Annotated in this window: 23 protein-coding genes; 11 read left to right on the forward strand and 12 right to left on the reverse strand. The window is 33.4% G+C overall.

Features of this window, described 5'->3' with window-relative positions:
• Positions 1–8: 8 nt before the first annotated feature.
• From AVL50_RS10380 to AVL50_RS10395, 4 genes are all read right to left on the reverse strand, one after another.
• Entirely contained in the window at positions 9–293 is a 285-nt protein-coding gene (locus tag AVL50_RS10380; RefSeq protein ID WP_062616435.1) for a transposase, read from the reverse strand.
• A 528-nt stretch (positions 294–821) separates the two neighbouring features.
• Entirely contained in the window at positions 822–2048 is a 1227-nt protein-coding gene (locus tag AVL50_RS10385; protein ID WP_062616436.1) for a hypothetical protein, read from the reverse strand.
• A gap of 157 nt (positions 2049–2205) precedes the next feature.
• The gene (locus tag AVL50_RS10390; protein ID WP_062616437.1) at positions 2206–2979 is read right to left on the reverse strand and encodes a hypothetical protein; all 774 of its coding nucleotides are present in this window, start codon (positions 2977–2979) and stop codon (positions 2206–2208) included.
• Between the two features lie 3 nt (positions 2980–2982).
• Positions 2983–3636: a hypothetical protein gene (locus AVL50_RS10395; protein WP_062616438.1), complete on the reverse strand. Its 654-nt coding sequence runs from the start codon at positions 3634–3636 to the stop codon at positions 2983–2985.
• Positions 3637–3725: 89 nt separating this feature from the next.
• On the opposite strand from AVL50_RS10395, the gene AVL50_RS10400 reads away from it, so the two are divergent.
• Positions 3726–4223, forward strand: coding sequence for a hypothetical protein (locus AVL50_RS10400; RefSeq protein WP_157491257.1), 498 nt, complete (start codon positions 3726–3728; stop codon positions 4221–4223).
• A gap of 337 nt (positions 4224–4560) precedes the next feature.
• On the opposite strand, the gene AVL50_RS10410 is transcribed toward AVL50_RS10400, so the two are convergent.
• Positions 4561–7926: a CHAT domain-containing protein gene (locus AVL50_RS10410; RefSeq protein WP_062616441.1), complete on the reverse strand. Its 3366-nt coding sequence runs from the start codon at positions 7924–7926 to the stop codon at positions 4561–4563.
• A gap of 201 nt (positions 7927–8127) precedes the next feature.
• Here AVL50_RS10410 and AVL50_RS10415 point away from each other — a divergent pair, with 201 nt between their 5' ends.
• The 8 genes from AVL50_RS10415 to AVL50_RS10450 all read left to right on the forward strand — a co-directional run bounded on the left by AVL50_RS10415 (position 8128) and on the right by AVL50_RS10450 (position 14226).
• Positions 8128–9117 (forward strand): AraC family transcriptional regulator, encoded by a 990-nt coding sequence (locus tag AVL50_RS10415; protein WP_082795748.1) that lies wholly within the window; start codon positions 8128–8130, stop codon positions 9115–9117.
• A gap of 233 nt (positions 9118–9350) precedes the next feature.
• Entirely contained in the window at positions 9351–9878 is a 528-nt protein-coding gene (locus AVL50_RS10420) for a hypothetical protein (RefSeq protein WP_157491258.1), read from the forward strand.
• Between the two features lie 11 nt (positions 9879–9889).
• Complete coding sequence (locus AVL50_RS10425) at positions 9890–10492, forward strand: hypothetical protein (RefSeq protein WP_157491259.1); 603 nt, start codon at positions 9890–9892, stop codon at positions 10490–10492.
• A gap of 674 nt (positions 10493–11166) precedes the next feature.
• Positions 11167–11730, forward strand: coding sequence for a hypothetical protein (locus AVL50_RS10430; protein ID WP_062616445.1), 564 nt, complete (start codon positions 11167–11169; stop codon positions 11728–11730).
• A 387-nt stretch (positions 11731–12117) separates the two neighbouring features.
• On the forward strand, positions 12118–12729 hold the full coding sequence (locus AVL50_RS10435) for a MarC family protein (protein ID WP_062616446.1): 612 nt from the start codon (positions 12118–12120) through the stop codon (positions 12727–12729).
• A gap of 17 nt (positions 12730–12746) precedes the next feature.
• Complete coding sequence (locus tag AVL50_RS10440; RefSeq protein WP_062616447.1) at positions 12747–13241, forward strand: mechanosensitive ion channel domain-containing protein; 495 nt, start codon at positions 12747–12749, stop codon at positions 13239–13241.
• 106 nt (positions 13242–13347) lie between these two features.
• On the forward strand, positions 13348–13860 hold the full coding sequence (locus tag AVL50_RS10445; protein WP_082795749.1) for an adenine phosphoribosyltransferase: 513 nt from the start codon (positions 13348–13350) through the stop codon (positions 13858–13860).
• A 48-nt stretch (positions 13861–13908) separates the two neighbouring features.
• On the forward strand, positions 13909–14226 hold the full coding sequence (locus AVL50_RS10450; RefSeq protein ID WP_062616449.1) for an antibiotic biosynthesis monooxygenase: 318 nt from the start codon (positions 13909–13911) through the stop codon (positions 14224–14226).
• A gap of 73 nt (positions 14227–14299) precedes the next feature.
• On the opposite strand, the gene AVL50_RS10455 is transcribed toward AVL50_RS10450, so the two are convergent.
• The 5 genes from AVL50_RS10455 to AVL50_RS10475 form a co-directional block, all read right to left on the reverse strand.
• Entirely contained in the window at positions 14300–14647 is a 348-nt protein-coding gene (locus tag AVL50_RS10455) for a hypothetical protein (protein ID WP_157491260.1), read from the reverse strand.
• A gap of 185 nt (positions 14648–14832) precedes the next feature.
• On the reverse strand, positions 14833–16005 hold the full coding sequence (locus tag AVL50_RS10460; protein WP_062616451.1) for an adenylate/guanylate cyclase domain-containing protein: 1173 nt from the start codon (positions 16003–16005) through the stop codon (positions 14833–14835).
• 11 nt (positions 16006–16016) lie between these two features.
• Complete coding sequence (locus AVL50_RS10465; RefSeq protein WP_172826809.1) at positions 16017–17228, reverse strand: Pycsar system effector family protein; 1212 nt, start codon at positions 17226–17228, stop codon at positions 16017–16019.
• Positions 17229–17238: 10 nt separating this feature from the next.
• Complete coding sequence (locus AVL50_RS10470) at positions 17239–20871, reverse strand: metallophosphoesterase (protein WP_062616453.1); 3633 nt, start codon at positions 20869–20871, stop codon at positions 17239–17241.
• Position 20872: 1 nt separating this feature from the next.
• Positions 20873–21694, reverse strand: coding sequence for an SdiA-regulated domain-containing protein (locus tag AVL50_RS10475; RefSeq protein WP_062616454.1), 822 nt, complete (start codon positions 21692–21694; stop codon positions 20873–20875).
• A 293-nt stretch (positions 21695–21987) separates the two neighbouring features.
• Here AVL50_RS10475 and AVL50_RS10480 point away from each other — a divergent pair, with 293 nt between their 5' ends.
• Together AVL50_RS10480 and AVL50_RS10485 are read left to right on the forward strand one after the other, a co-directional pair.
• Complete coding sequence (locus tag AVL50_RS10480) at positions 21988–22863, forward strand: phosphatase PAP2 family protein (RefSeq protein WP_062616455.1); 876 nt, start codon at positions 21988–21990, stop codon at positions 22861–22863.
• A 256-nt stretch (positions 22864–23119) separates the two neighbouring features.
• The gene (locus AVL50_RS10485; RefSeq protein ID WP_062616456.1) at positions 23120–23818 is read left to right on the forward strand and encodes an SDR family oxidoreductase; all 699 of its coding nucleotides are present in this window, start codon (positions 23120–23122) and stop codon (positions 23816–23818) included.
• Positions 23819–23925: 107 nt separating this feature from the next.
• Here AVL50_RS10485 and AVL50_RS10490 read toward each other — a convergent pair whose 3' ends face one another.
• A complete protein-coding gene (locus AVL50_RS10490) occupies positions 23926–24603 on the reverse strand; it encodes a hypothetical protein (RefSeq protein ID WP_062616457.1) in 678 nt (225 codons plus the stop codon).
• Between the two features lie 133 nt (positions 24604–24736).
• Positions 24737–25600 (reverse strand): glycoside hydrolase family 25 protein, encoded by an 864-nt coding sequence (locus AVL50_RS10495; RefSeq protein ID WP_062616458.1) that lies wholly within the window; start codon positions 25598–25600, stop codon positions 24737–24739.
• Positions 25601–25615 lie beyond the last annotated feature (15 nt).

The raw sequence follows: 25615 nt of genomic DNA on the forward strand, positions 1-25615 counted from the left end.
CGACTTATTTACGACAAGGCTTTCTTTAAAAAATCCACTTCAACTTGAAGTTTACCAATTTTTGCATAAAGCTCATCTTCTTTCCCTTCACTCGCTTTTTGAAGCTTCTTTTTCTCTCTAGACTTTTCAAAAACACTGGATGCACCATCTAGAAATTCCTTTTTCCATGTACTGATCTGAGTAGGATGAAGATCATACTTTTGGGCTAATTCTGTTGTAGTCTGTAAATCCTTGATGGCTTCTAAAGCTACTTTGGCTTTAAATTCTGAGGTGAATTTTCTTTTACTTTTCATAACACTGCAATTTACTTAATTATTAATTTAGATTGCAGTCCGTTTTGATGGGGTAACTATAGAGGTCACAAAATTTATCACTTCTTTAAGGCATTATTTTAGAGTTGATATGAAGGGACAAATCAAAGGACAAAGAGGAGTTATTAAGGGAAAACAGAATAATTGCCATATCAAAGTAAATTACGAACAGAAGCAGTATAATAATGGTAATTATTATCAGATTGATTTAATAATCTACAACCCTAAATATCAATCTATTTGATGACTAGGACCTGTTCTAGGTAAGAATTAAGAGTGAAGAAAATGGGCTATAAAGTGGTTTTATGGCCCATTTTCTTCACTCTTAATTTTTCCTTAGTATTAATAAATACAGTTTATCAATTATTCAACTCAGTAATAGTACCGTATTTATAATTGATAGACGTGTGATTTGTTTATACTCAATATTTTTAATTTAAGTCTGATTGCTTTTTCGTACAATCATAAGTATGGAGGAAGTAGAACTTAGTATATTATATTTTTTATCGTTTATATAATCTCCTTAGGTAAACCTTTAATTGATTTTTTCAGCCTTTTATTCAATCTATTTTTTTCAGCTTCTTCAGTTTGATTGTGGATGTAATTCACTACAATATAATACATCATCACTCTATTGTATAAATCCAACTCCCCATCTTCAATCATAGTAAACAATTGACTTTCTACCTCTTCTTTATTTTTAGTTTCAGAAAGTGCTCTTCCAATTCTTCGTATTTTTCCAAAATAATGGTTTTCAGATGGATTATTGATCTGAAGAGAAATCCCGATGATCAGATCTAAGACATTAATATTCAGTTCTTCAAGTTCCTTGATATACGTTTTTCGTTGACCCCATGCATAGCTTGCATCACTGAAGCGTTCAAAACTGTCATTCATCACATCTAAATGAGCTTTCAGAAATATTTCCCATTTATATGTTTCTGCGGAAACCATAGCAATATTAACAGCATGTCTTCTCGGACTGTCATCTGCACTGCATCCTCCCATTACACGAGTATTACGTAAAGTATTGAGTAGTTTCTCCTGATTTTCTATTGATTGTTTTTTCCAATCTTCAGGTAACCCTTCATGCCAGCCATAATCAGCTCCTTTTTTAAATTTTGTAGTTGTAGTATCAATCAGGCAGTCAGAGTAACTGATCATTTGAGAGTAGCTTTTAGGGAGTTCTTTAGACTCCATTTTACTAGGGAAATAAAAAGCTGAAATAGACTCTTCAGAATAGGTGGTTTTTTCATTATGTTTAAAGAGCCAGTTGGAAAGGTTTTCGACTTTGTATTTTTCAGGCTCACCCCAAAAACGTAATTCAAAATTAAATCTATTATTAACATTGACCTCGTTAAAATCTACCACATCTTCTCCTTCAATGTTTTTGTAATCATATCTAACGATCAAAATGTTCTTTGTAATAATAGCTTTAGGATATTTTTTTTGAAATTCCTCAAGGCTGATATTATTTTCAATATCTATCTTCGCTTCCTTCACTTTTTTCTTATAAAGCTTAACCTTATGCCCAAAAATTTGATAGTTAGAATTAAAACGTTTATCAATATCGCATACCTTAAATTTCAGATTCAAAGAATCAACAATCGTTTTTAATTTAGTCATTGTTGATTCACCATAAATCAACCCGTTTTCCTGAATTTCAAACTCACCATCCTGAGCAAATGATAATTGAAAAGTAAGTGTCAATAGTAGTATCAGAATTCTTTTTTTCATTTCTATGGTTTTTATGAATAGATTTTTCTTTTAGCTCACTCGACTTCAATAGTTTACTTCTTTAGAGTGCTTTAAAATTTTATATAGGTTTACTTGAAGTGAGAGATCTGTAGTTCCTTACTTTATGGACCCGGTAATTACTCGGTAAGTTGGTTTATCAAAGAAAATAAATTAGGCTATCCACCTTAGGAGCTGTGAACTTTCTCCTTAATCTTCTGTAATCACTGGATTGAGGTGATAAATCAAATTGACTTTTCTGTATCGTACATTGTATAGAATCAGAATAAAATAATTGATTGTTGACCTTCAGTTTTACTCTAAGAAATGTATCAAAATTACCTGCGTATTTAGGTATTTGAACAAGCATCATTTGATGAGCAGGCAAAGCCGTTATCCAATAACTATTCCCACATTTGCTATAGTCAAAGTATTCAATATTTTTCCATTCGCCATCTTCATTTTTTGCTTCTTGAATAAGGAATACCTGATTATCTTGTTGTTTGATACCAATTTCTTCTTGAGATAAATTTTGGATGCAAAGTAGGTGTGAAGGATAGAACTTACTTTCTTTTACCACTTGATAGGAAGTGTCAGAAACATTTTCCTGATGGTAAGATATCACTTCGTAGGGTAAGTGCTCTACATTATGAAGAGAAAGTTTTAGATTCAGATCTAGTGGATAGGTTTTATTAAAAAAAGTAGGTTCTGTAGTGGTGTAATTTCCATTTGCTGTAATCGACAAAATACCGAGATTCATATTTTTTGCAATAGAAGGCTCTTTGATATTCTTAGAAGAAGATAGCTTTTTTGAAGTATCACTTAAGAAACTGAAATCAATCTCTGAAAAATGAGTTTTGATAATAATATCATCATTCGTATGACAGGAAATCAATAAAAATAGTGATGCAATATAGAAAGTGAGTTGTTTCAAATTTTAAATGCTCTTGAATATTTTTTCTATTTCTTCTTCTAATTCATCTTCATCAGGAATTTTACCTGTAAATGGATCTTCTTTAGGGTGTAATTGTACCCAAAGCTTCAATTTTTCATTTTCAAATCCCGTTTTACGGAACTCCTCTATTATGCTCACCAATCTCCTTTTTAAGGTCACTCTTTCAAGCAATTGGGGTTGCATAAAGTGGAGAAACACTTTCGATGGATTTTCACTTAAACTACGATCTATTCCATTATTTGAAAAATCCCTTTGTATTAAATTACTAAGACTATCATAATTAAATGTGCCAACATCATATTTTTTTATGGAATCATCAAGGATAAAAATTATATTTCTTGACCGAGTGCAAACAATAGTTGACCCACACATATTAATTAAGTTGAGACGATAATTAATACTGTCGGTATCAATCACTAATTGTACTTGACTGTCATGGTCATTACATACTACTTCATCAATACTTTTATAGAGTGAAAGGAAACTCACTGTACTATCTACATTAATTTGGACCAACTTGTCCTTATCATCTGGACCAAACTTCATAAAGGTTGCATTACTGCATGAAGTCAAGATCAGGATTGATAAGATTCCTATAAAATGGCTTTTATTTAGTTTGCTTAAACTTTTTTTCATGGCCTGACTTAGTCTATTGCTAGTAAATAAGGAGGTGTTTCGACATAGAAGTTGTAACTTGTAATAAAGATAAAAGCAAACTCTTTAAAATGAAACAAATAATATTTTTAGTGATCACACTATGCCTTCCTATCATCATTAATGCCCAATCCGATACTGTTATTGATAGCATAAAATGTTACAGAATTCCTTGGCATTTGTATTCAAGAACTAATATTCATAAAAATGAACTCATGTATAACTTTATAGAGAGTAAAGTTGAGATAACAATTCTATCATCAGATTTGATCAATGATTATCAGAGTATTGATTTGTTAAGCCCTAAGTTATTTGAACCGGAACCTATTTCATTCGATGACATTGATTCAAGAGCACTAATAGTGATTTATTATAGAAATAAAGAATACGATGAAATAGTATTAGATAGGAATTCATGCTTTTATTATCAAGGGTATTATTATAAAATAAACCCCAAATTATTGATTTGGCTAATGTCTGTAGCTCCTTTGAATGATAGTTCTTTCGAGTACTTTACAGATCAGCAAGTGAATAATTTAAAGTATAAGCTTAATTTTATGATTGATTAGATTTTACTACAAAGTAAACTTATGACAAACCATGATAACGTTAATAGAAATAACCCATTGGTTATAATATTTCTGTCTTCTTTAGGAATAATCATCCTATTGGCAACAGTTACTTTTACCCTGGGACTTACCACTTCAGGAGGAGATCAAAAGCCATTTATTTTTCTAGTTAATACAGCATTTCTAGTACCTTTGACACCTTTTGTACTGACATTATTTTTTACGTTTAAATCATTAAGTTGGGCAAAAAAATATTGGTTTTTGATTCTGATATTATTGATAGTATCTAGTTATCCTTTGTATTATTTATTGAAGGTCGCTTTTCCTCTATTTTTTATCAATTTGTTATTGTAAAAGCTCCCCAATAATATGGACTTCCAAACTCTTCCAACATATTGAGCTGTGCTGTTCTGAAGGCTTCATTTTTCGGTTTTCCATCCATGAAATTTCTGTAAAAATCACTCATAAGTTTTTGAGTTGCAAAGTCATCTACATCCCAGAGGCTCATAATCATACTTTTGACACCTGCGGTATGAAATGAAAACTTCAAACCCAGTACCTTTTCGTCTTCAAATGAGTTGGTAATCCCCGTTTTACATGCAGAAAGGACCAATAATTCTGTATTTTTTAAGTTAAGAGTAAGTACTTCATAAGCGGAGAGAATGCCGTCATTTCCTTTATTATATTTATCATCAAAAGACCTCGAATTTACCTCACTTAAGATCAATCCAGATTGGAATAATGCACTGTTGATATTGTCTTTATTGGTATTATCAAAGAAGAAACCATGAGTGGCAATATGGAGAATCTCTGGTGAAGTTGTAAAGCTTTTGATGTTAGTCTCGGTGGCCTCTTTTTGAGTGTAATCATCGACTTTCCATTGATGTTCAGTAAGTATAGTGCTGATTTTATTCACTTCCTTTTGTGTGCCCGGCAAGGAGGAAATAATATATTCCGAACTCAAATTTCTACTACTATCATTTTTAGTTGCAAAATCTGGATTACCGAAAATTACAGCTGTCTTATCTTTAAATTCAAGTTGGGTGTCTTGCAGTAGTTTTGCCGAAGAAACTAATGGCACAATCGAATGAGACTCTAAAATGTATTGATTCGTTTTTTTGTTTTTTAAAGTATTGATATTGATCAATCGATACACTCCGTCATTTACTAAATAAATCGTCTTTGGTTGTTGCTTCAGCAGGTCTAATTTTTCTTGAATAGGAGACCAAAACAAGGTATAAGCATCAATTTCTCTTTGGTGTTTTTCTGCTAGAACCAATGATCTTCTTGATGTCATTTCTCTTAGATAAGTAGTATAACCTTTTTCTTCTAGCAGTTGTGTTTTTCCAAGTGGAATGAAGTCTGGGAAGGGGCTGTTTTTTGAAATTAGAAGAGCGAAATAATGAGCTTCTTGGGTAGTTTCAAAAAGTTGTGCTTTTACAATTTCAATTACCACTTCGTCCTCTTTTAATTTCTCCTTAATATCATTCCATTGGAAGAGATCATTCTCCTCTTTTTTTTCAAATTGTGCTGAGGCTCTGATCAGTGTTTTCTCTAAATTTCCAGCTCTCAAATCAGTTTCAATCCATTGGTCTCTGTAGTTTTTTTGGTTCTCTTCTGATCCAAATTTAAATGTTGCAATTCTCGACTTCATCAAGTTGAGCTGGGTCAGATATGAAGGGTAATGATTACTTCTTCTGTTGTTTTGGAAATCGTAAAGTTTGGAATTTCTTTTTTGAGCATCAAGCCAGTAGAATTGATAATTCATCAATTGAATATCATAGGCCAAAGCAATAAATTGTTGATAATGTGTTTTATCGCATCGCATCAAAAGGTCATAAAAGATATCAAAAGCATATTTTGTTTTCTTCAAATAAAGACGCTTATCTACTTCATTGGCAGAAATAAAGTAATGATAATACAATTGTTTTCGATTCTCAATAGCCTCATTAATGGTTTTAAAAGCAAGATCCCATTCCTCTTGAACGGAATAAAAATAAGCGAGGTCACTCAGCGTTTTAGAATAGAAAATATTACTTTCTTCTATTTGACTCAAGATCCTCTTATAATGCTTTTCAATACCTTCATTCTTTCCCTCGTGCACCTCAATGTTCAAAAGGTAGCCTTTCACTTTCAAAACATCAATATGCTGATTGGTATATTGTATTACTTTCGCAATTTCCAGTGCTTTTAAGAATGTTGCCTTGGCCTTTTCAATTTCCCTATTGGCATAATAGGCATGCCCCAGAAACAATTGAATCATAAAATCTTCATACGGGATAATTTCAGGACTTTCAGCAATTATTAGCTCTAACCGGCCAATAGCTTTTTTATAATTATTTCCTGTCAACATACTGTAAACTTCAAGGAGGTCTGCATTAATATCGAATTTCTGATTACTGCTTTTAGAATTGACTAAGTATTCTTTCCATTGTTCCAGTAAAACATTCGCCTTGTTGAGCCTTCCTAACAAAATAGAAAGTCTGATGTTGAGCTGTACAGCCAAATGATCATCAAATGTAAGGTACTTTTTGCCTGTCAGAAGTGGGTTCGGAATTTTTGAAAGATTAATTTCAGCGTTATTGTATTGCCCCGAAACCATGTATCTTTCAGCTTTCAGAATATAGAGCAAAGTATTGTAATCCTGATAGTCAAACTTAATATCATGCAGGCTTTCTAATAGTGCGTCAACTTTATCATACATTCCCAATTCAAAATAACAGTAAGCAAGCTTGACTTTTATACGGTTCCTTTTGTCAGGGCTTGTATCTTCATTGTACTGTTTCAGCGTTTTCTGCAGAAATGGAATACACTCATGGAAACGTGAAGTGTAAATTAAAATAGCACTTCGTCTACTGGAAACATCTCCTAAAAACTCCACATTATTGGGCAGGATCTGATAGATTACTTTTTCATACTTATCATATGCTTCTTCACTTTCTTCAAACTGTTCTTTAAAGAAATAGGCATTACCAATGAATAAAATAGTTTTTGCATATAATAAAGAATGTTCAAGGTGCAACGACTCCAATTTGTCCTTAATAACGTTGAGGTTCTGTAAGGCAAGGTCTTCTCTTGAAGTATTATAATAAATTCGATTTAAGAATAGCTCCATAAACAAATAACGTCCATAATATTCCGATGGAGTGGTCAGCGACTTGCTCATTGCAATGGCAACATGTAATTTACTTTCAGCTTCTTCATACCTCTTTAGCTTGTAAGCATACATTCCTTCATTGAAAAGCAAATTCGCATAGCTAATATTATCTTTGCCGATACTCTTTTCATGAATTTCATTAACTTCATTCAGTAACGTTTTAATGTCATCCAGATCATTGAGTTTTAGCTTGGAGTAAATATAAAAATTCAATGCTATGCCATAATCGGGATAAAGCCACCCTGTGTTGTCTTCAATAATTTTTAAAACACGTTCCAGGTAATAATTTGCTTTTTTATACTTCTCTAAAAACATAAAAACCTTGCCTGCATTCATCAGTGGAATGATAAGTTCAACAGGCGAACTTTTTTGCATTTCGGCTTCTTTCAGCTCTTTTAAAGCCAATTCCTCTTCTACCTCTAAATCTCCATTCAAGTAAAAATCCCCAAGAGCATTGGTTTGTAAAGTATTTTGTGCAATGACTTTTTGTGATGTAAAAAGATGTAATACAATCAAAAAGAAGAACCAATATCCATTTTTAATCATAGTTTTTTGCAAGAGTTGTTGATCTTTTTAAGATACAAAAATATGCTGTAGTAGATCAAATTATTTGATCATAATCAGAATCTCTAGAATTATTTTATAAATCAATTCTTGAAATAAACTCATTTTGACAGTAATCATTTAACTTAAGTTCTAAGCAAAAAATAATCTTGTCTTGATATTAAAAAGAAAACCGATCAATAAATGAGCAGATACGAATTTGACTATTACTTGGATTTATGGTCAATGGCTTTCAAAAGCGAACGTAAAGGTGATGTAATTACATTAGACAAAAGTATGGGTGAGGGAGAAGTGAGAGGATATAAATGTTCTGAAAACATTGAGATTTTGAAATTCGACTTTTTACTTCATGAACCTCTTCATATTAATAGGGGAGAACTTCAAATTCCTATGGAATACCAGCCCATTTTTTTTGGAGAGCCTGTTGAAAATAGCATTATAAAAGAAGTGATTTATGAGGATGGTGAAAAGATAATTCAAGATCTGACATTTAATTCTAATGGTGCTATTTGTACAAATACAGAGAGGGAAATCAGTTGGACCTACAGCGGAGGAAGAAGAAACAGATTTATAAGTGTAAGGTTGAAAAAAGAGTATTTTAATACGTTTATAGGTAGATCAAATACTTTAATGAACCTTTTTAAACAAGACGATACCTTTTTTGTTTTTGAAGAATTTGATCATCAAATGAAAGTCCTTTTTCATCGTATTTATGAAGTAAAGAACGATGATATTTTTGAACAAGAATTGATGCAAGTTTATGGGAGTAACTTAGTGCTGCATTACTTTGAAAATATCAATAAAAGGGAAAGTATGATTGAAACTAATAAATATCCCTTCAATATTGAACCGGTGATGAAAGCAAGGCAAATACTGCTCAATATCCTTGACCGCCCAGTGAGTATTGATTTTCTGACCAAAGAATGTGGATTAAGTGAAAGTAGACTGCGGTTTTTATTCAAGAAAGTATTTGGGACCACCATTCATCAATATCATCAGGATGTACGCCTGAGCAGATCAAGAGATTTTCTTCACGAAGGAAAACTAACCATGTCTATGATTGCAATGGAATTGGGTTTTTCGAGTTCAAGCCACTTCTCAATGGTTTTTAAAAAAAAATATAATGTCACTCCCAAAGACTATAAGCAAGATCGTTATTTATGGGAAAGTTGAAGTTAATCTTAATTTCTTCATTCTCCCATTGATGAAAAGCGAAGCAAAAATCTAGGCTTTGAAGAGAGTATTACAAAACACTCTTTTCTTATGTACTAGTACTTACTTACTATTCAAATAACCATTTTTTGATGAAATAGAGTTGTTTTTTAAAAGTCCTGTTCTGGGAAATAGAGTTTAAGCTTAATGTCACACAATCAAAGTGATACATTAATTCATTAAACACTATAACAATGAAAATCAGGATTACACTTTTAATTTTAATGTCAACTTTTGTTCATTTTGCAAAGGCAGGGAATTTAGGCTTAGACCCATTAAAAAATGCAGATGGAGAAATTGATAAAACTTATTTATTCCAAACACCACAAGGGACTATAGATGTCAATGGAGGAAAGAAAGGTAAAATTGAATTAGGTCTACGTTTTTTATCAGATGTCGGTATTGATATGACGTATAATCTCAACAAAAACAGATTACATTTTACAGGTACTTTTACACACAATTTTCAATTGGCGATGTATTATGATTGGATGTTTAATGTGAGTTCTGCACCAGGTTTATCAGTTTATGGTGGTGCAGGTATGGCAGTTCGTTTTGAAGATTGGTCTCCCTTCGGTATTGGTGGTAATTTAGGTGTCCAATATGCCTTTTCGGGTGCTCCAATTGCAGTTGGTTTTGACTGGAGACCAACATGGTGGTTAGCCAATCATTCTTATTTTGATTCAGGTGATTTTGCCTTTATGGTTAGATTTCAGTTTTAAAGATCAATATTTTGAGAAAGATTTTCTTCACTCTATTGGGGGTGGTTTCCATGGCTTACGCTTGTAAAGTATATGAGCAACAACACCTCATCCAACCTGATGTTGATTTAATGATTGATATACAATCCACAGGTTTGGAAAGTAAAGATAATAATGGAGTTACACATCAAGCTTTTCTAGACTTTGATTCCATTTTTGTCCATATAAATTCCTTTCAGTTAGCGGTCAATGATGATACGCTGTATTACACGCTTCCAATAGAAAATCATAAAATAGATCTATTGAGCTTTGTATCAAAAGATACAGTGCTTTGGAAAGAAGTTTTCATACACAGAGGCCGTCTTGATTCAAAAGGTGTCTTAGAAGTGACAAATGAAGGGAATTATGTAGTGGATCATCAAGGAGATCGGCATCCTTTACAGCTTCGTCAACCATTCTTTAATTTTGAATTATTCTCAAAAATGAAGATTGAAGAACCCTTAAAATATGGCATTAAACTAGATTTTATGCACAGCTTACAAGTAGTAGAACATGATGATGGCACTTATACGCTTTCCCAGAAAGATAAAGGAGGATATCAAAACGGAATGATGTTCTTATATCAACTTCAATAAGAGATGTTCAAACATGCTCTAAATGAATTTATAACCCAAAGATAAATGTATATTAAATAAAGTTAGTGTTAGTTTAGATTGTATTATACAACCCATTGACTAACTATCTATTCCAACAATGTTTCTTTTTTTCATTTGCATAAAATGAAAGAAAAAGAAGCTTGAAAATAGGACTTCAAAAGGTCACAGTACTGAATAATAGATCAAAAAATATTTAGATTTTGATATACCCAAAAACAGATAATAAAAGTTCACATATTTGTATAGATGAAGTAACCGTCACCTATTTAGGAGTCGGTTACTTTTTTTATGGAGCTGTATTACGCTGTAAACTAAATTCCATTCCTTTCACTTCAATGATATTAAACTCGCTTTGCTCAGAAAAAAAATCATTTTAACGGCTCAATCCTTGAAATTCTTAACGATTTTCCCTTCAAGGCCAGGGGGAGTACTAGAAAGCCCACTGGCGCGAATGTAAAGCGTTAGCGTCATTCGTGTCCTTCAGATCATCAGAAATCTCCTGATTTCTAAATACCACAAATAACGAAAACTTAGTTTACAATGAAGTATGTAATCGTATTAATAGAATCGGAATTTAATAATCAATAACCAGATTTTATCTGAATCTGAAATCAGACTACCGTTAACTATAACATCAACAAAATAATAATTACATGAAAACGATAGTTCAAATTACAGCCCTACTTTTATTAGTATCCAGCACTCTCTTTGCTCAGAAAAGATACCTTTCAGATGAAGTTATGAATGATTCAGAAAAAATAGCAGAGGAGATTGCGGAGCAGATTTACAAAACAGAACCGGATACCTATTTGGAAAGTATTTCTTTAGTCAGTTTCGACGAAATTGAAGAAGATTACTTTTCAGTGTATCAAGAGGTTTCTGAATATTTGATAGATGAAGATGCTTATGAAGTGGTGGTCCTTTTAGAGGAAACAATAGAAACAAGATATTATAATGCCACCGGCCATATCTTTCTTACTGTTGAAGAGCATACAGAAACAACTTTTCCCATGGAAATTCTTCAAAACTATGCGAAAGTTGCTCCTGCTTGCGAAGTGACAAAGATGACTATGATTAAACCTTTTGCGTTAGATAAACAAGAGGTTTACAAGGTGACATTGAAGCAGGAGGATCAAACAAAAGTAGCGTATTATAAAAAGATGGAGGAGGAGTTCTCTGAAATAAGATTCAAAGATATCTCTCTGCTTCAAAAGTAGTATTAATAAATGAAGGGATTTCAAAGTATAGATTATTGATTGGTGTACAGAAAACTTTGAAATCCCTTCTTTTTTTCTAATTCAAATGCTATCAATTAGTGACAGAAAACAAATTATTGCTGATATTGTTTTACAAATAAGTACTAAGACAAAAGTAATCGGGTGTTTCTTACACCATAGTTAAAACTATGGGCAGGTGATACAACAACCTAATCAAGACTTTAGTCTTGAAGGTTGATAACGGAAGCAACATTTTAGTGTTATTGGAGTCAATATCACCAGCCTATAACTTCAGCCATGGTGCACGTTTTGCTCCTTTTCTACATTCAAAAAGTCTATTTTATTTGTCCTAGTACTTAACTCTCATTTTGCTTAAATCATAACATCATGTTCCAACTATTTTTTACTAAATTCATTGCCTTTTTTACTGTAATTGATCCAATAGGCACTATACCAGTCTTTATTGCAGTAACATCAAAAATGAGTAAGGATCAAAAAGTGACCATCGCCAAAAAAGCAACTTTTGCTGCAAGCGGTGTTTTGTTGTTTTTCATTGCCGTGGGAGAAGTGATTTTAGAAGTCATAAAAATCCCAATGTCCAATTTTCAGATAGCTGGAGGTATTGTTTTATTTTTATTCGCACTGACCATGATTTTTGGAGCAAGTAAGCCAGAAGAAGAAATTTCCCATATTGACCAAAAAGATGATGTAGCAATTTTCCCTTTGGCAATGCCCTCCTTGGCAAGTCCGGGTGCTATTCTTGCAGTGATGTTATTGACAGAAAAAAGTAAATATAGCGTACAAGAACAAGTAATCACCTCATTGATTATGCTTACTGTGATGGGATTGGCTTGGTTATTTATGCTTTTTTCATCAAGAATATTCCACAGAATAGGTAACAGTGGTGCAGCTTTAATAAGTAGAGTAATGGGCTTAATTTTGTCAGCAGTAGCGGTGAATCATATTTTAATGGGATTACGCTCTTTTTTTGAAAACTAATAAATTAAACGAAGACAATGGAAGGTTTAGAAACAAAAATCATTATTACGCTTGGGGTATTGCTTTCATTAGTAGTACTTCTAGGAATCACAAGCAGATATCTTTCAAAAGTGGCAGAAGAAAAAGGGTTCTCAGACCACAGAAAAGTTTACGTCAGCAATTTCTTCACAGCAGGTTATGTTATCGTTGTTATCATCATCCTCATTTCAGTTTGGGATGTATCCATTCAAGGGGTATCAATATTTGTGTCTTCCTTTTTTACATTGTTAGGTGTTGCATTTGTAGCACAATGGTCTTTGTTGAGCAATATTACAGGTTCAATTCTTTTGTTTTTTGCATATCCTTTTAAAATTGGAGATTACATTAGAATACAAGATGGAGGGGAGAACTCTGTGGAAGGAAAGATTATCAATATCACACTGTTCAATATTCGTATCTTAACGGATGATGGGGTTGATATTGCATACCCGAATAATTTAGCACTTCAAAAACCAATTAAAAAAATAAAATAAAAAACAATTGAGGCTTCAATTCCAAATGCTTAATAACTCTAAGTCAAATTTTATACAAGATGAAATTATTGTACTTTTAAAAAATCTATAAAATTTGATTAAGAAAATGAATTTAAAAGATTATATCAGAGACGTCCAGGATTTTCCAAAACCAGGTATTGGATTCAAAGACATTACACCACTTTTACTAAACCCCCAAGCTTTAAAACAAGGAGTTGAGCAATTTGTGAAATTGGTAGAAGGAAAGAAAATTGACAAAGTAGTTTCTATGGAGTCAAGAGGTTTTTTCTTCGGTCCTTTGATTGCCAATGCTATTGGAGCAGGTTTTGTACCTGTAAGGAAACCAAATAAATTACCTTATGAAACGATCTCCCAAGAATATGCATTGGAATACGGAACAGATGTTTTAGAGATGCATGTTGATGCCATTCAGAAAGGTGATAAAGTACTGATTCACGATGATGTACTTGCGACAGGCGGAACTGCTGAGGCAGTAGTGAAGATGGTAGAAAAAGCTGGAGGAGAAGTGGTTCAGTTGGATTTCTTGATCGATCTAACCTTCCTCAATGGAAAAGATAAATTAGAAGGATATCAGATAAATTCTTTAATTGAATATTAACTTATACAAGTGTTGAGATGTAGAATTTCAACACTTTTTTTTGACATTATGAAAATAGCAAACACACCAAAACCACCCTATTACGCAGTAATTTTTACCAACTTAGTCACTGAGGAACTTGAGGGTTATGAAGAAACAGCCGACAGAATGGTAGAATTGGCCCAACAGCAGGAGGGTTTTCTAGGTTTTGAATCTGTAAGAGATGGATTAGGCATTACAGTCTCTTATTGGAAAGATCTAGAAAGTATAAAGAATTGGAAGTATAATTTAGAACATTCCGTTGCACGGAAAAAGGGTAACGAAAAGTGGTACTCCTCTTTTAAAACCAGAATTGCTCTTGTGGAAAGGGATTATGGAAAAGAATAAAACAAAAAGCTCCAAGGTGACAATCATCTTGGAGCTTTGTTTCCAGTAATTCAAAAGAAATAAGTTTGAATTCTTATTGACAAGGAACTGTGGCTAATAACTTTAGTAGTGGAAGTTGAACTTCTAATTCCGCCTTTAATTCTTCCGCTTCCTCTTCAGATTCAGCATAGAAATCAATAGCATCATAGATACATTCCTCATTTTCCTCGATAAAAGTAAGTAGCGTTTCTCCAGCCACTTTTTTCTCTTCACAAGTAGCGTTATCGTTTTCAAGAGTAGCAATCTCGGCAGCATATGTAGTCTCTATATTTGCAAACTCTGGAGAAATAACACATCCCTCAGTTGTAACTTCTTCTTCAAAGCAAGAAGTCATTGTCATTGAAAGTAGTCCTATTAAGAAATAGGCGAGTAGCTTGTTCATAAAAAATAGTAAATAAGTATAAATAACTTCTACAAAAATAAATCAATGTGAATTATTGTGAAAATTATACTTCTCTATTTTCTTAAATCGTCATCTTTTGTAACTGAGAGTCACAAATTGTGGACAAAAAAGCCCTAAAATCTACTGACCTTAGGGCTTTGTTATTATAAAAACTTTAATAGAAATTAAGCTCCTTCTACAGAACCATCCACCTTTTTAGGAAGTAAAGCACTTACAGTACTTTCTATTGACGGACATTCATGTGTGAATGATTTAGCCAAAGGTTTACTTTCTGTTGTGAAAATTTTGATAGGTTGTTTTTTACCTCTGAACTGATGTGTTCCCACTTCTTTGAATTCTTTGCCTAAAAGGTTTACAACATCTTCTGACATCAATACCTGATAGCCCAATTCCTTACATTTCTCCTGTAATCTTGAAGTAGCATTAACGGTATCTCCATGATACGCTACTTCTCTTTTGATGACACCTACTTGTGAAGTAGCGACAATTCCAGCATGGATACCTGCTTTGAATTCAGGAACAACTCCATATTTTTCCATGAAATATTCCCTACGGCTTTTGATTGTAGCGTCTATATCATAAAACAATTGTATACAACGGTTATCTTTGATTCCTTTTTCAATAGGCCATGTGAGTACAATCTCATCACCAACATATTGATAGACCGAAGCTTTGGAATAGCTAATAGGGTCAGTCATGGTTCTGTAACAATCTTGTATCAAACGGCTATACTTCATATGGCCCAAACATTCTGCAATAGAAGTAGAATCATACAAGTCTAAAAACATAAAAACTCTATGTTCTTCTTTAGGAGTATAATAATGTCCTCTGAGAGCGGTTTGAAACAATTCAGGCCCCAATATATCTTTCAACTGGAATAAAGAATTGATCAATGCTCCAGCCATCATGACATAAATGGCATAGATGACAAAGCTTTGTTGAGAAAGTTCATTGAAATAGGGTAGACCTTCGGGATAAATATTCTTGCCCATATAATCTCCAATACTCAATAGTAGAGATGTTTCTATGGTGACAATTAAAAATATCATTATACCTCTTTTCCATGAGCTGAACTTGGCCCTTTTATCTAAAAAGAAATAAAAATTCCATGAAAACCATCCTAAAAATAAAGCAAGAACACCGTTGGCCAAAAGGGCAAATTTGATCTCACTATGAATAATAAAGAATTCTTCATTATCTATAAAACGGTTGTAAAACTGTAATGCATCATATCTAATCAGTAGATAAAGTGCATTGATAACATACCAAAAAGCACTTGAGATGAGGTAGCCTTTGATATATTTCTCAAACTGATAACGATTTTTTAAATATTGCATGGGTTAGTTGGTTAGTACACTGAGAAAGTGATAATGAATGAGACCACTGAAATAGTAATACCAATCATAAAGAAATTAAATGCATTTCTTACTTTCTTATATTTTAGGTCTAGCACCTTTCCTAAGTAGTAGGCATCCTTGCTGAGTTTATCGTATACTTCTTCTGGATATAAGGTGGTTTCTCTTAAGAGTTGTTGGTATTCTTCTAATTCTAAATCTACAAAATCTCCAAAGAAAAGTAAATTCAGATCCTTCTTATCTTTCTTAATATGCTTCTTTACATTAGGTCTAGTTGCTAAAACAGCTAAAATAGCTGATACTAAACCTGTTATTGCCAAAATTAAGCTAGGCCATAATAGCTCTGGAAGCTCTTCAATCTTTCTGAAAAGATAACCGATAGCAAAAGAAGTTATGATGGAGTTAATGGAAAGTAATGTACTTGCCTTTCGATCGGCGATAGAACTTAGACCTAATTGATTTTTGGCTAGAGTAGAGTACATTTCCTCAATATCCCTTCTTGGTTTTACCAATTTCGGAACTCCATTAAGCATTTCAACTTCCTGGACTGGGGGCTTCTTTTCTTTTTTCTTTTTCTTCTTTTTTTCTTCTTTTGTCTTCCCCTCTTCCATAATGCTCTCTGCCTGTTTTAAAATGGATTGCAGATATTCTTGTTTGCGTGGTTCAAAATGTGTTCTAGCATAGTTTGTGAAAAATCTATGTTCAGTCATAAACCTAGCATTCATCATTAACCACTGAGACTTTGAAATATTTCCTGTCTCCAATATTTCTGATTTCTCTTGACGCAGTGCTTCAGAAAAAGTATTGAAGTCTTCTTTTCCCAAATGAGCCAAATCTGCATCACAGATAATTTGCTCCATTAAGTTTCTTGGTGTTTGAGGCAATTGGGTTGCCATTATACACTCTTGAATTATTTTTATATCTTCTTGAGAAATTTTATCTTTTAAATATTCCTCACATATTTTAGAGCTGTTTTCTTCATGATTACTACAGCTGGCTTGCGTATAACCTGTGTCATGAAACCAAGCGGCAATTTCAAGAAGTTGTATTTTTTTCTCTTCTAGGTTTTCATTTTCGCCAATTTCACGAACACCTTTAACCACATTTTCTGTGTGTTTTACATTATGATAAGGTAGATCTTTGATGTTTCCTTTAGCAAATTCAGATGCTGAAGCGATCAAGTTATCAAAATTTATGTCTGTCATTTCCATTGAATTAAAAACTAAAGCCTATGTTAAAATATACATTTACTCGTTCATCCGAAGCTCCTACAATTGAAGAAAGTGCAATTTTATCAACAGGTGCAATATAAATACCACCACCATATGATTCATGCCATTTGTCAGATGTTTCTCCTTCAAGCCAAACTCTACCAAAATCATAGAAACCGATGACTCCAAAAGTGAAAGGTATAATACTATTTTGGAATTTAAAAATATCCAAATGTGCATCAAGGCTGTTATAAAGACTTGCATCTCCATAAAAGCGGTCCCTTCTGAAGCCTCTCATATTTTTATTACCTCCAATTTTATTGGCCATCAAATAATGATAATCACCATAGTTGGTTGCTCCACCTACATGATAAGCCAACGTTAGATCTGTAGGTAACTTGAAGGTGTAATGATAAGTAAACTGACTGCTCAGATTAATATAATTGAGGTTGTCGTTTTCAAAATTACGAAGTGCTCTACCTGCTACTTCAAAGTGTACGCCTTTTTTAGGTAGTAAACTATTGTCTCGTTTATCTATTTCAAAACCTATGGCAGGGCCAAAATAATTTTGAGCATCCAAAGCTCCTTCAAAATTGAGATAGTCGCCAGACTCTACAAAATATCGATCTTCAAGGTATTTATTGTTACTTACATCTGTATGTATAAACGTTCCTCCTAGTTTTAAGTTTATACTTTTGTTGAATTCTACACGGAAGTAGGTGTTTACTACATGGTAAGTATACAGGAATCGGTAATAATCTTCATCCCTTCCTTCATCTGCCTTTGCTTCATTTCCTAGTCCATAGTAATTGGAGTTTTTAGGAGATCGCAACACTGCATCGATCACAAAATCTGAATTGCCAATTACATCCGTAAATTGTCCTTTGTATTTCAACTTAAATGTACCAACATTAGCAGTACCAATAGCACCATACAATGTATGTGTTGACGCATATGGCAATTTTCTAAAGCTGTGGTTTGTGAAGACAATGCCGCCTCCTAACAAAACACCATCATCTGGAATATACCCGCCGTATAAAATGGGTAGGATTGAATTAAATTTGAATTCTGCTCTATTGTAGTTGTTTACCTCATGCTTTGCAGAAAGCTTTTTCTTGACAGCACCGCCTTTATTGACAATATTCGTACTATCTCTAATGTCATAGATTAAGATATTTTTCGAGGATTTTTTATCGGTATTATCATCAATAGTATCTTCACCATCACCGCCAACTACTCTGACTTTGATTTTACTCTTATATTTTCCTTTAAAGATAAAGGTGTCTTTTCCATCAAAACCATAAATTCGGATTTCTCTTGTTTCTTTAGGATTGAAAACTCTGTGATATAACGTCTGCTGAACTTTCCCTTTCTTAGAGATCTTCTTTAATGTTACTTCTGTGAAACCATTTTCCAATCTTTCAACAGTGACCTCCTCCATTTTATCAGAACCTAAAACAGATACATTTTTAGAAAGGTGTAGGTAATATTCCTTCGCAATTTCAGGTAATTGAGCTCTTCTAGCTTTTAAAACTCTAAAAATTTCATCATGATGAAAAGCTCTGATTTCTTCAGGGAGGTATTGAAGCGCTTCCAAAATCACATCATCAGTAATGTTTTCTTGGATGTATTTGGCCTGTTTTAACCAGTCCTCTAAATCTGCTTGAGCTAAGAAGTAACGGTCAAAAAACCTTGCATTGAAGTTAAAACCGGGAGCCCAATTCATTTCTTCATCAAATCCTTCAAACTTTGGCAGAACGTATTTGTTAGAGGCAATTTTAGGAATGATGCCTTCATTTAAGAAGAATACTTGATCACGATCTCTCGGAATAGGACGGAACATTCTCTGTCCTTTCTTTTGTTTAAATGCGGCCCATCTCCATTGATCATCATGTCTGTCCCAGTCACCAATTAGCATATCAAATAATCTGGACTTAAGCGTGAACATATAATCAGTATAATTATCATTGTCTTCCCTTAATTTTTTAACGGTTTTGATAGTACTATATATTTTTTTCGCATTACCAAAACTTTCAATATCCCCTGTATTTTTAGAAGGTCTTTCCTCTAGCATATACACTTTATTGGCTGCCAATTCTTGGTATATACCAAATTGAGGATCATCTTCTACATACACTACCTGAGGGTTGGCATGATAGATTCCAATAGCATCTGCCATAATCGGTACAGTGAGCGGAGAATAAGGGTGAGCGGCCGAAATCTGATCTTGAACTACTGCTTTCGCAATAGTTTCTTTAAGCTCCTCTGGAATGGCTTTAATAGGGTTTTTATCAATAGAACGTAAAGTATATTGATTTCCTAAAGAGTCTTGCAATCGGAAGGAAAGTGTTGCCATACCACCGCCTCTTTGTACAATTTTGACTCCTCCTTTAAATTTGGATAGATCAAAAACTGGCATTTTGATTGGCGTTTCCCATTCCTTTCTATAATTTTTTCCCATCCATTTTTGTTGGGAAGCACTTGTGGCATAAAGGGTACTAGCCGCTACAATAACACTGTCAGGAAATCCTTTGATGTTCTTGTCAGTAACCGTTTCTTCTACTTCTTTCGGAAAAAAAGAAGTATTGAAAAGTTCAGTTTTTTTGTCAAAATATTGAATGTTAGTGGCGCCACCTTTTTCAAAAGTGACCTTGCTAAAACCTTTAGTACTTTGAGCAAATTTTGAATATTTGCCTTTTTTGACAAAAGAAGTTTTTGAACCTGAACCAGAAACTATATAATGGACATTATCTTTGATGTTGTATTGCAACGTATGTTCGTGTCCACTTGCGTAAATTATATTCGGGTGGTTTTTGAAGATGTTTTGAAAGGATGAAACCATTTTTTGATTCACCTTGTTCCCAGTATCCTGACGGTTTACACCTGACTTTCTTGCAATAGGGTAGATCGAACCTACAACAGGCAGAGGCACGTAAGCCCATGATGCAAAAGAAGTCAAAGGAAATAGATGATCTTTTGCTCTGAATACACCTCCATGTTCACCATATGTGACTACAGGATGGTGCCCGGCAACAATCAGCTTTTTATCTTTATTTCTAGAAACAATGTCTTGAATTGCAATTAAGGCATCATCAACTGTTCTGTACTGACAACCATTGTATTCCGCCTTTTCGATATAATCAAAAATCAACCATTGCGTATCAATCAGCAATAATGTGACTTCATCATTCAAAGGAATCTCAACAGGATCAGGACAGCCATCAAAAGGAGCCAAAGTGGAATCTCCAAGAATAGCATTAACAAACTTTTCTTCATTTCTCAACCTCTCTAAGCCATTCTTTTTTCCTCTGTTATAATCATGATTTCCAGGAACCATAAATACATTTCCTTTAAAGGATTTCAGAGATTCTAATTGAGCTTTTAATATTTCTTCACCTTCCTTACGTCTCTTTTCTCCAACATTCTCTAACCCATGAGGGTATACATTGTCTCCCAGAAAAATAACGGTGCTGTTTTTATTATTATTACGGTTGATCTGTTCAAAAAATGATTGAAGTACTTCATCATCTTTTGTAGCAAGGCCTGCATCACCAATTAGAAAAACTGTGTGATCTTGAGCGTATCCTTTGATGCAGAATAACAAATAAAGGCTTAAAAAATAGATGGACTTCTTCATATTAAAATTCGAGTAGGTTGGCTTTAAGGTTATCACCCATTTCGTTTGAGATAAACAACCTGCCATCAGGTGAAATGCAAATACCTTCAGGTTGTTCAAAAATACTTCTTTTTATTTTTACGGTTTCGATGATTCCTCCTGAACTGCTATTTTGTCCGTCTGAAGCAGCATTAACTTCATCTGAACTTGCATCAATAAAAAAGATTTCTTTGGATCTATGTGATAAAACAATAACTTGATTGTTTTTCTCATCATAAAATACCCCAGAAGGTCCCGTACTTTTTCCTTTTGGAATTTTAAAAGCTAATTGAACATCCGAAGGGTCTTCCAAGCTTACCTTATAAATGCCTTTATAATCCGCTTTTTTTCCATTAAGTCCACCTCTACCTTTTAGAGCAACAAGAAGGTGCTTCTCTCCAAATGTACAAAGCCCTTCTACATCATTATCAACCGTAAAAGGTAATTGGTATTTATCTACATTGTTACTTTCCTCATTAACAATGTAAAGTTTTCCCTTACTATTGATGACATAAAAGAACGGTTTGTCATAAGCAATACCTTCATAATCTCCATTTTTTCCAAAGGGTATGGTTTTTACAATTTCCTTTTTCTTAATGTCATAGAGGTAAATTTTGCCCTTTTCATCATTGATAGTGGCAATCGTATTTTTTGAATGCCATGCTAGACCCGATATTTCTTCTAATTGATAAGGAAGAAACCATTTGTTTTTTGGGGAATCAAAACGCCCTTTCTGCTCTTTTTTGCTTTGAGCACAGGAAGTGAAAGAAGAGATAAGTATTGACAGTAGTAATATGTATTTCAAATTCTATTATTTAGTGGTTGAAATAGGAATAGAAATATAAAAATAAAGAATCAAAAGATGCATTGAAACTAAAATTTGTATTTCTGGGTCAAAGTTAATCAAAAATACATAAATTGTTACAACAAATAATAACATGGAGATATTTGGAGTGTTAAAATTAGAATTCCAATAAAAAGTTTAAACTTTTAAGACATAAATAGGGTTAGTGTAGTACTTTATTAAAAAAATTAATACATTCAATATTTAAGAGATGTCATAATCATCCTCTATTTTTTCAATCTCATCATTTACTCATGACTAGAATAGTATTACTTCTATTTTGTATAACAGTATCCACGCTTACTTTTGCACAGAAAGCAGACTCTTTAAAATGGTATAAATCACATTCCAAGGTTTATTATGCTCCTCCAGTAACAACAGGAAGTATAGCAGCTGCAGGATTGTTGGCCAATTATTTAGGAATTCGTATGTTGAATAACCGACCATCTTTGAATTTGGAGGAGATCAAAAGATTGGATATCAATAGTGTAAATCAATTTGACCGTCATGTATTTGATCACCCTGTGGAGGATAGAGAAAACTCTCATAATTTTACAGATTGGGGACTTTATGTATCGGTGGTTTTGCCGTTTACATTATTCTTTGATAATGAAATTAGGAAAGATTGGATTGAGGTTTCTTTAATGTACTTGGAAACACAAATGATTGCAGTAAATATCTATAATTATTTGGGGCCAGGTGTTTTTAGAAGATATAGACCAATTGCTTATATGCAAGGACACCCTGATGTGCCGGATTATGAATTAACGGACAATAATAATGAAAGGTCATTTTTTAGTGGTCATACTTCCAATACTGCCTGTGGTACTTTCTTTACGGCCAAAGTTTTAACAGATTACCATCCAGAATGGTCTACTGGTGCAAAAATTGGTGTTTATGTTGCGGCCTTTATTCCTCCTGCTTTGGTGGGTTATTATAGAACAAGAGCTTATAAACATTTTTATACTGACGTAATTACAGGCTGTGCGGTTGGAGCATTGACAGGTGTATTTGTACCGCAGATTCATAAAAAATTGCGTACTAAAAGAGGTGCCGATGGATCGGGTACAGCGTTTATGCCAATTATGCAACCTCAGATGATGGGACTGTACGTGAAAAAAACATTTTAATGGATAGTGTTGTAGACACATTATTCTTGATAAAAACTCCATTTTGATCACTGATCTGATTAATTCAAATGATTATAAGTTACTATTTTCATTAATTAATCATTTCATAATCTAAAAAATGGAGTTTTTTATGTTTAAAATACAGGTTCCAAATATGCTCTAAGCTTTTATTTTTTACCTTTGTAACGAAACACAAACTAAACACTACCGAATATTAGAGTATGTTTGAACATGCTCTTTTCAAATTCTCGAATATATGTATCAGAAAATCGCGTTGGTGACAGGATCTAACCGTGGAATTGGGTTTGCTGTCGCGAAAGGGCTCTTATTGAAAGGACATAAAGTAATTATTACGGCAAGAAATGAAAAAGATGGGAGGAAAGCCGTGAAGTTTTTAAGTGTATTTGGAGATGTAGACTTCCATACTTTAGATGTTTCTAATGAGGAAAGTATCCTTCAGATCAAAGAGTATGTTGAAAAAGAATATTCTCAGTTAGATATTTTAATCAATAATGCAGGAACCAATTATGATACTTGGCAAACTGCACTCAATGCAAATTTGAAAGAAGTACATGAAACCATAGAAACTAACCTTTTTGGTCCGTGGAAAATGGTACAGGCATTTCTTCCAATGATGAAAAAAAATAAATACGGAAGAATAGTCAACGTGTCAAGTGGTTCAGGTGCTCTCAATGAAATGAATGCTGGAACTCCAGGTTACAGTATATCAAAAGCCGCGTTGAACGTCTTAACAATAAAATTAGCCCATGAGGTCAATGGAAATGATATCCTTGTGAACTCTGTGTGTCCAGGTTGGGTAAAAACAGATATGGGAGGTGCAAGTGCTCCAAGAACCCCTGAGGAAGGAGCGGAGACAATCATTTGGGCTGCAGAACTAGAAGATACTAGCTTAAATGGAAAGTTCTTTAGAGATAAGAAAGTAATAGAATGGTAGAACTAAAAAAGTTGCTCTTTTTCAAAATGGAGCAACTTTTTTATGGATTATATTTTCCAATTAAGTACTAAGTCAAAGATAGGTCATAGTTAATTTTGAATTTGTACCTATTTTAACTGATACATGCTAAAACCTTCTAGAAAACGGTTGGTAATTCCTTCATGATGTTCTAAGTTGCCTTCAGCATTAAAATCCAAAAAGCCATCTTCTTCATAATATGCGCTTTCATAATCCACTCCATCAAAAATGTAAGCAAGATCAACGACTATGGATACTTGATGTAATGAATCTTCAATGATGTCAATTCCCATTGTATTGATGATGGAGATGGACTCTTCAATAGTTGTTGAATAATGGAAAGGATGAATGACCACGCCGTTGGGGTGATAATTACCATGAATATCTATAGAAAGACTGCTATCAAGTGCTGAAATAATATCAAGCTGAAACAATTGGTAATTACCTTCATCAATATTTCCATAAGGCAATTGAGGTTCAGTAGTATTTTCAATTAAATCACATATAAAAGGACCTTCAAAATCTGGATTAGAACTATTAGTTTCTTTCTTTAAGAAAGTAATTTGATCCACAGCTATTTTCACATCCGTGAAAATATAATTAGGTTCATTCCTTGCGTTTGAAGGTTTTCTGTAATTAGAAACAATATTTAAAACCACATTGCCGTCAATTACTGGTAGGTCATTATCAATAATAGAATCTTTTTGACAACTTGATCCTGCAATAATGGATAGAAGGATTAAAGGAATTAGGTATTTATAATGCATATTGATGGTATTAGTTCATGTGAATAAGCACAGGTAACAATGTAAGACTACCGACGCGTTGCAAATGTAAAAGAACCAATTCTCAAAAATTGTGAAACACCTGAGTTTGAATACTAATAATTTTAAAGCTGGATTAATTACTGCTGCTAAGTTGTTTGTAACCTTTCTGATGTCCTATTAAAAGACTTTTCTGAAACTTCTCCCAGTCACCATCAAACACATTCATATCTACTTTATTGGGAATGCCGTCAATATTGGCTTCTTGTGTGTGTTGCCACATGGTCCATCTTGATTTAGGAGCTTGGGTAGAATGGCCATAATTGGCAATCCAAACTCTATATTTTTTAAAATGCCCTCTGAAATAATCTTTATAAAAAGAGTCGCCAGTATAAATCATTGGTTTTACTCCATACTCTTCCTCAATGGCAAGTACAAACTCTTCTAGACGATCTCTCATAATACTTGGGTCTACACCATCCAATACTTCAATATCTACGACAGGAACTAGGTCTTCAGGATTTAGTTTTCCAACTGTTTTGATAAAATAATTGGCCTGTTCTTTTCCTGAAGTCTTGGGGCGGAAGAAATGGTAAGCACCAAAGATCAGGTTGTGTTCCTTGATTTCTTTTCTATTTCTTTCAAAATGTCGGTCTTTATGGTCTTTTCCCTCTGTTGCTTTGGCATATACAAATTTGATAGCTGTTTTTTGAGCATAGAACTCAGAAACTCGTTGGAAATCAATTAATTTTTGATGATGAGAAATATCTATCCCATGTACAGCGTAACTGTTTGGTATTTTCACTCCATAACCTTTGAAATTCTTATAAAAAGGAGATTCGGCATAATCTCTTACATTTAAAACAAAATCAATTCCTTTCTGGAGATAAGGGGTGAACTTTTTATGAGCCTCTTCGTTGACGTTGATATAATAGCCCAAGGCCATAAAAAATAAAAGTACAAAAGAGGAAAAAGGAAATATGTTTACTTTTTTACTCATCAATAAAACGTAAGC

This window comes from Flammeovirga sp. SJP92, assembly GCF_001583495.1.
Classification (GTDB): Bacteria; Bacteroidota; Bacteroidia; order Cytophagales; family Flammeovirgaceae; genus Flammeovirga.

Excerpts from the sequence above, each read along its gene's own strand:
- AVL50_RS10490 (WP_062616457.1), bottom strand. The coding sequence starts at position 24,603 with ATGCATTATAAATACCTAATTCCTTTAATCCTTCTATCCATTATTGCA.
- AVL50_RS10460 (WP_062616451.1), bottom strand. The coding sequence starts at position 16,005 with ATGCAATATTTAAAAAATCGTTATCAGTTTGAGAAATATATCAAAGGC.
- AVL50_RS10495 (WP_062616458.1), bottom strand. The coding sequence starts at position 25,600 with ATGAGTAAAAAAGTAAACATATTTCCTTTTTCCTCTTTTGTACTTTTA.
- AVL50_RS10400 (WP_157491257.1), top strand. The coding sequence starts at position 3,726 with ATGAAACAAATAATATTTTTAGTGATCACACTATGCCTTCCTATCATC.
- AVL50_RS10380 (WP_062616435.1), bottom strand. The coding sequence starts at position 293 with ATGAAAAGTAAAAGAAAATTCACCTCAGAATTTAAAGCCAAAGTAGCT.
- AVL50_RS10445 (WP_082795749.1), top strand. The coding sequence starts at position 13,348 with ATGAATTTAAAAGATTATATCAGAGACGTCCAGGATTTTCCAAAACCA.
- AVL50_RS10480 (WP_062616455.1), top strand. The coding sequence starts at position 21,988 with ATGACTAGAATAGTATTACTTCTATTTTGTATAACAGTATCCACGCTT.
- AVL50_RS10395 (WP_062616438.1), bottom strand. The coding sequence starts at position 3,636 with ATGAAAAAAAGTTTAAGCAAACTAAATAAAAGCCATTTTATAGGAATC.
- AVL50_RS10385 (WP_062616436.1), bottom strand. The coding sequence starts at position 2,048 with ATGAAAAAAAGAATTCTGATACTACTATTGACACTTACTTTTCAATTA.
- AVL50_RS10485 (WP_062616456.1), top strand. The coding sequence starts at position 23,120 with ATGTATCAGAAAATCGCGTTGGTGACAGGATCTAACCGTGGAATTGGG.
- AVL50_RS10410 (WP_062616441.1), bottom strand. The coding sequence starts at position 7,926 with ATGATTAAAAATGGATATTGGTTCTTCTTTTTGATTGTATTACATCTT.
- AVL50_RS10470 (WP_062616453.1), bottom strand. The coding sequence starts at position 20,871 with ATGAAGAAGTCCATCTATTTTTTAAGCCTTTATTTGTTATTCTGCATC.
- AVL50_RS10430 (WP_062616445.1), top strand. The coding sequence starts at position 11,167 with ATGAAAACGATAGTTCAAATTACAGCCCTACTTTTATTAGTATCCAGC.
- AVL50_RS10440 (WP_062616447.1), top strand. The coding sequence starts at position 12,747 with ATGGAAGGTTTAGAAACAAAAATCATTATTACGCTTGGGGTATTGCTT.
- AVL50_RS10455 (WP_157491260.1), bottom strand. The coding sequence starts at position 14,647 with ATGAACAAGCTACTCGCCTATTTCTTAATAGGACTACTTTCAATGACA.
- AVL50_RS10420 (WP_157491258.1), top strand. The coding sequence starts at position 9,351 with ATGAAAATCAGGATTACACTTTTAATTTTAATGTCAACTTTTGTTCAT.
- AVL50_RS10435 (WP_062616446.1), top strand. The coding sequence starts at position 12,118 with ATGTTCCAACTATTTTTTACTAAATTCATTGCCTTTTTTACTGTAATT.
- AVL50_RS10415 (WP_082795748.1), top strand. The coding sequence starts at position 8,128 with ATGAGCAGATACGAATTTGACTATTACTTGGATTTATGGTCAATGGCT.
- AVL50_RS10450 (WP_062616449.1), top strand. The coding sequence starts at position 13,909 with ATGAAAATAGCAAACACACCAAAACCACCCTATTACGCAGTAATTTTT.
- AVL50_RS10465 (WP_172826809.1), bottom strand. The coding sequence starts at position 17,228 with ATGACAGACATAAATTTTGATAACTTGATCGCTTCAGCATCTGAATTT.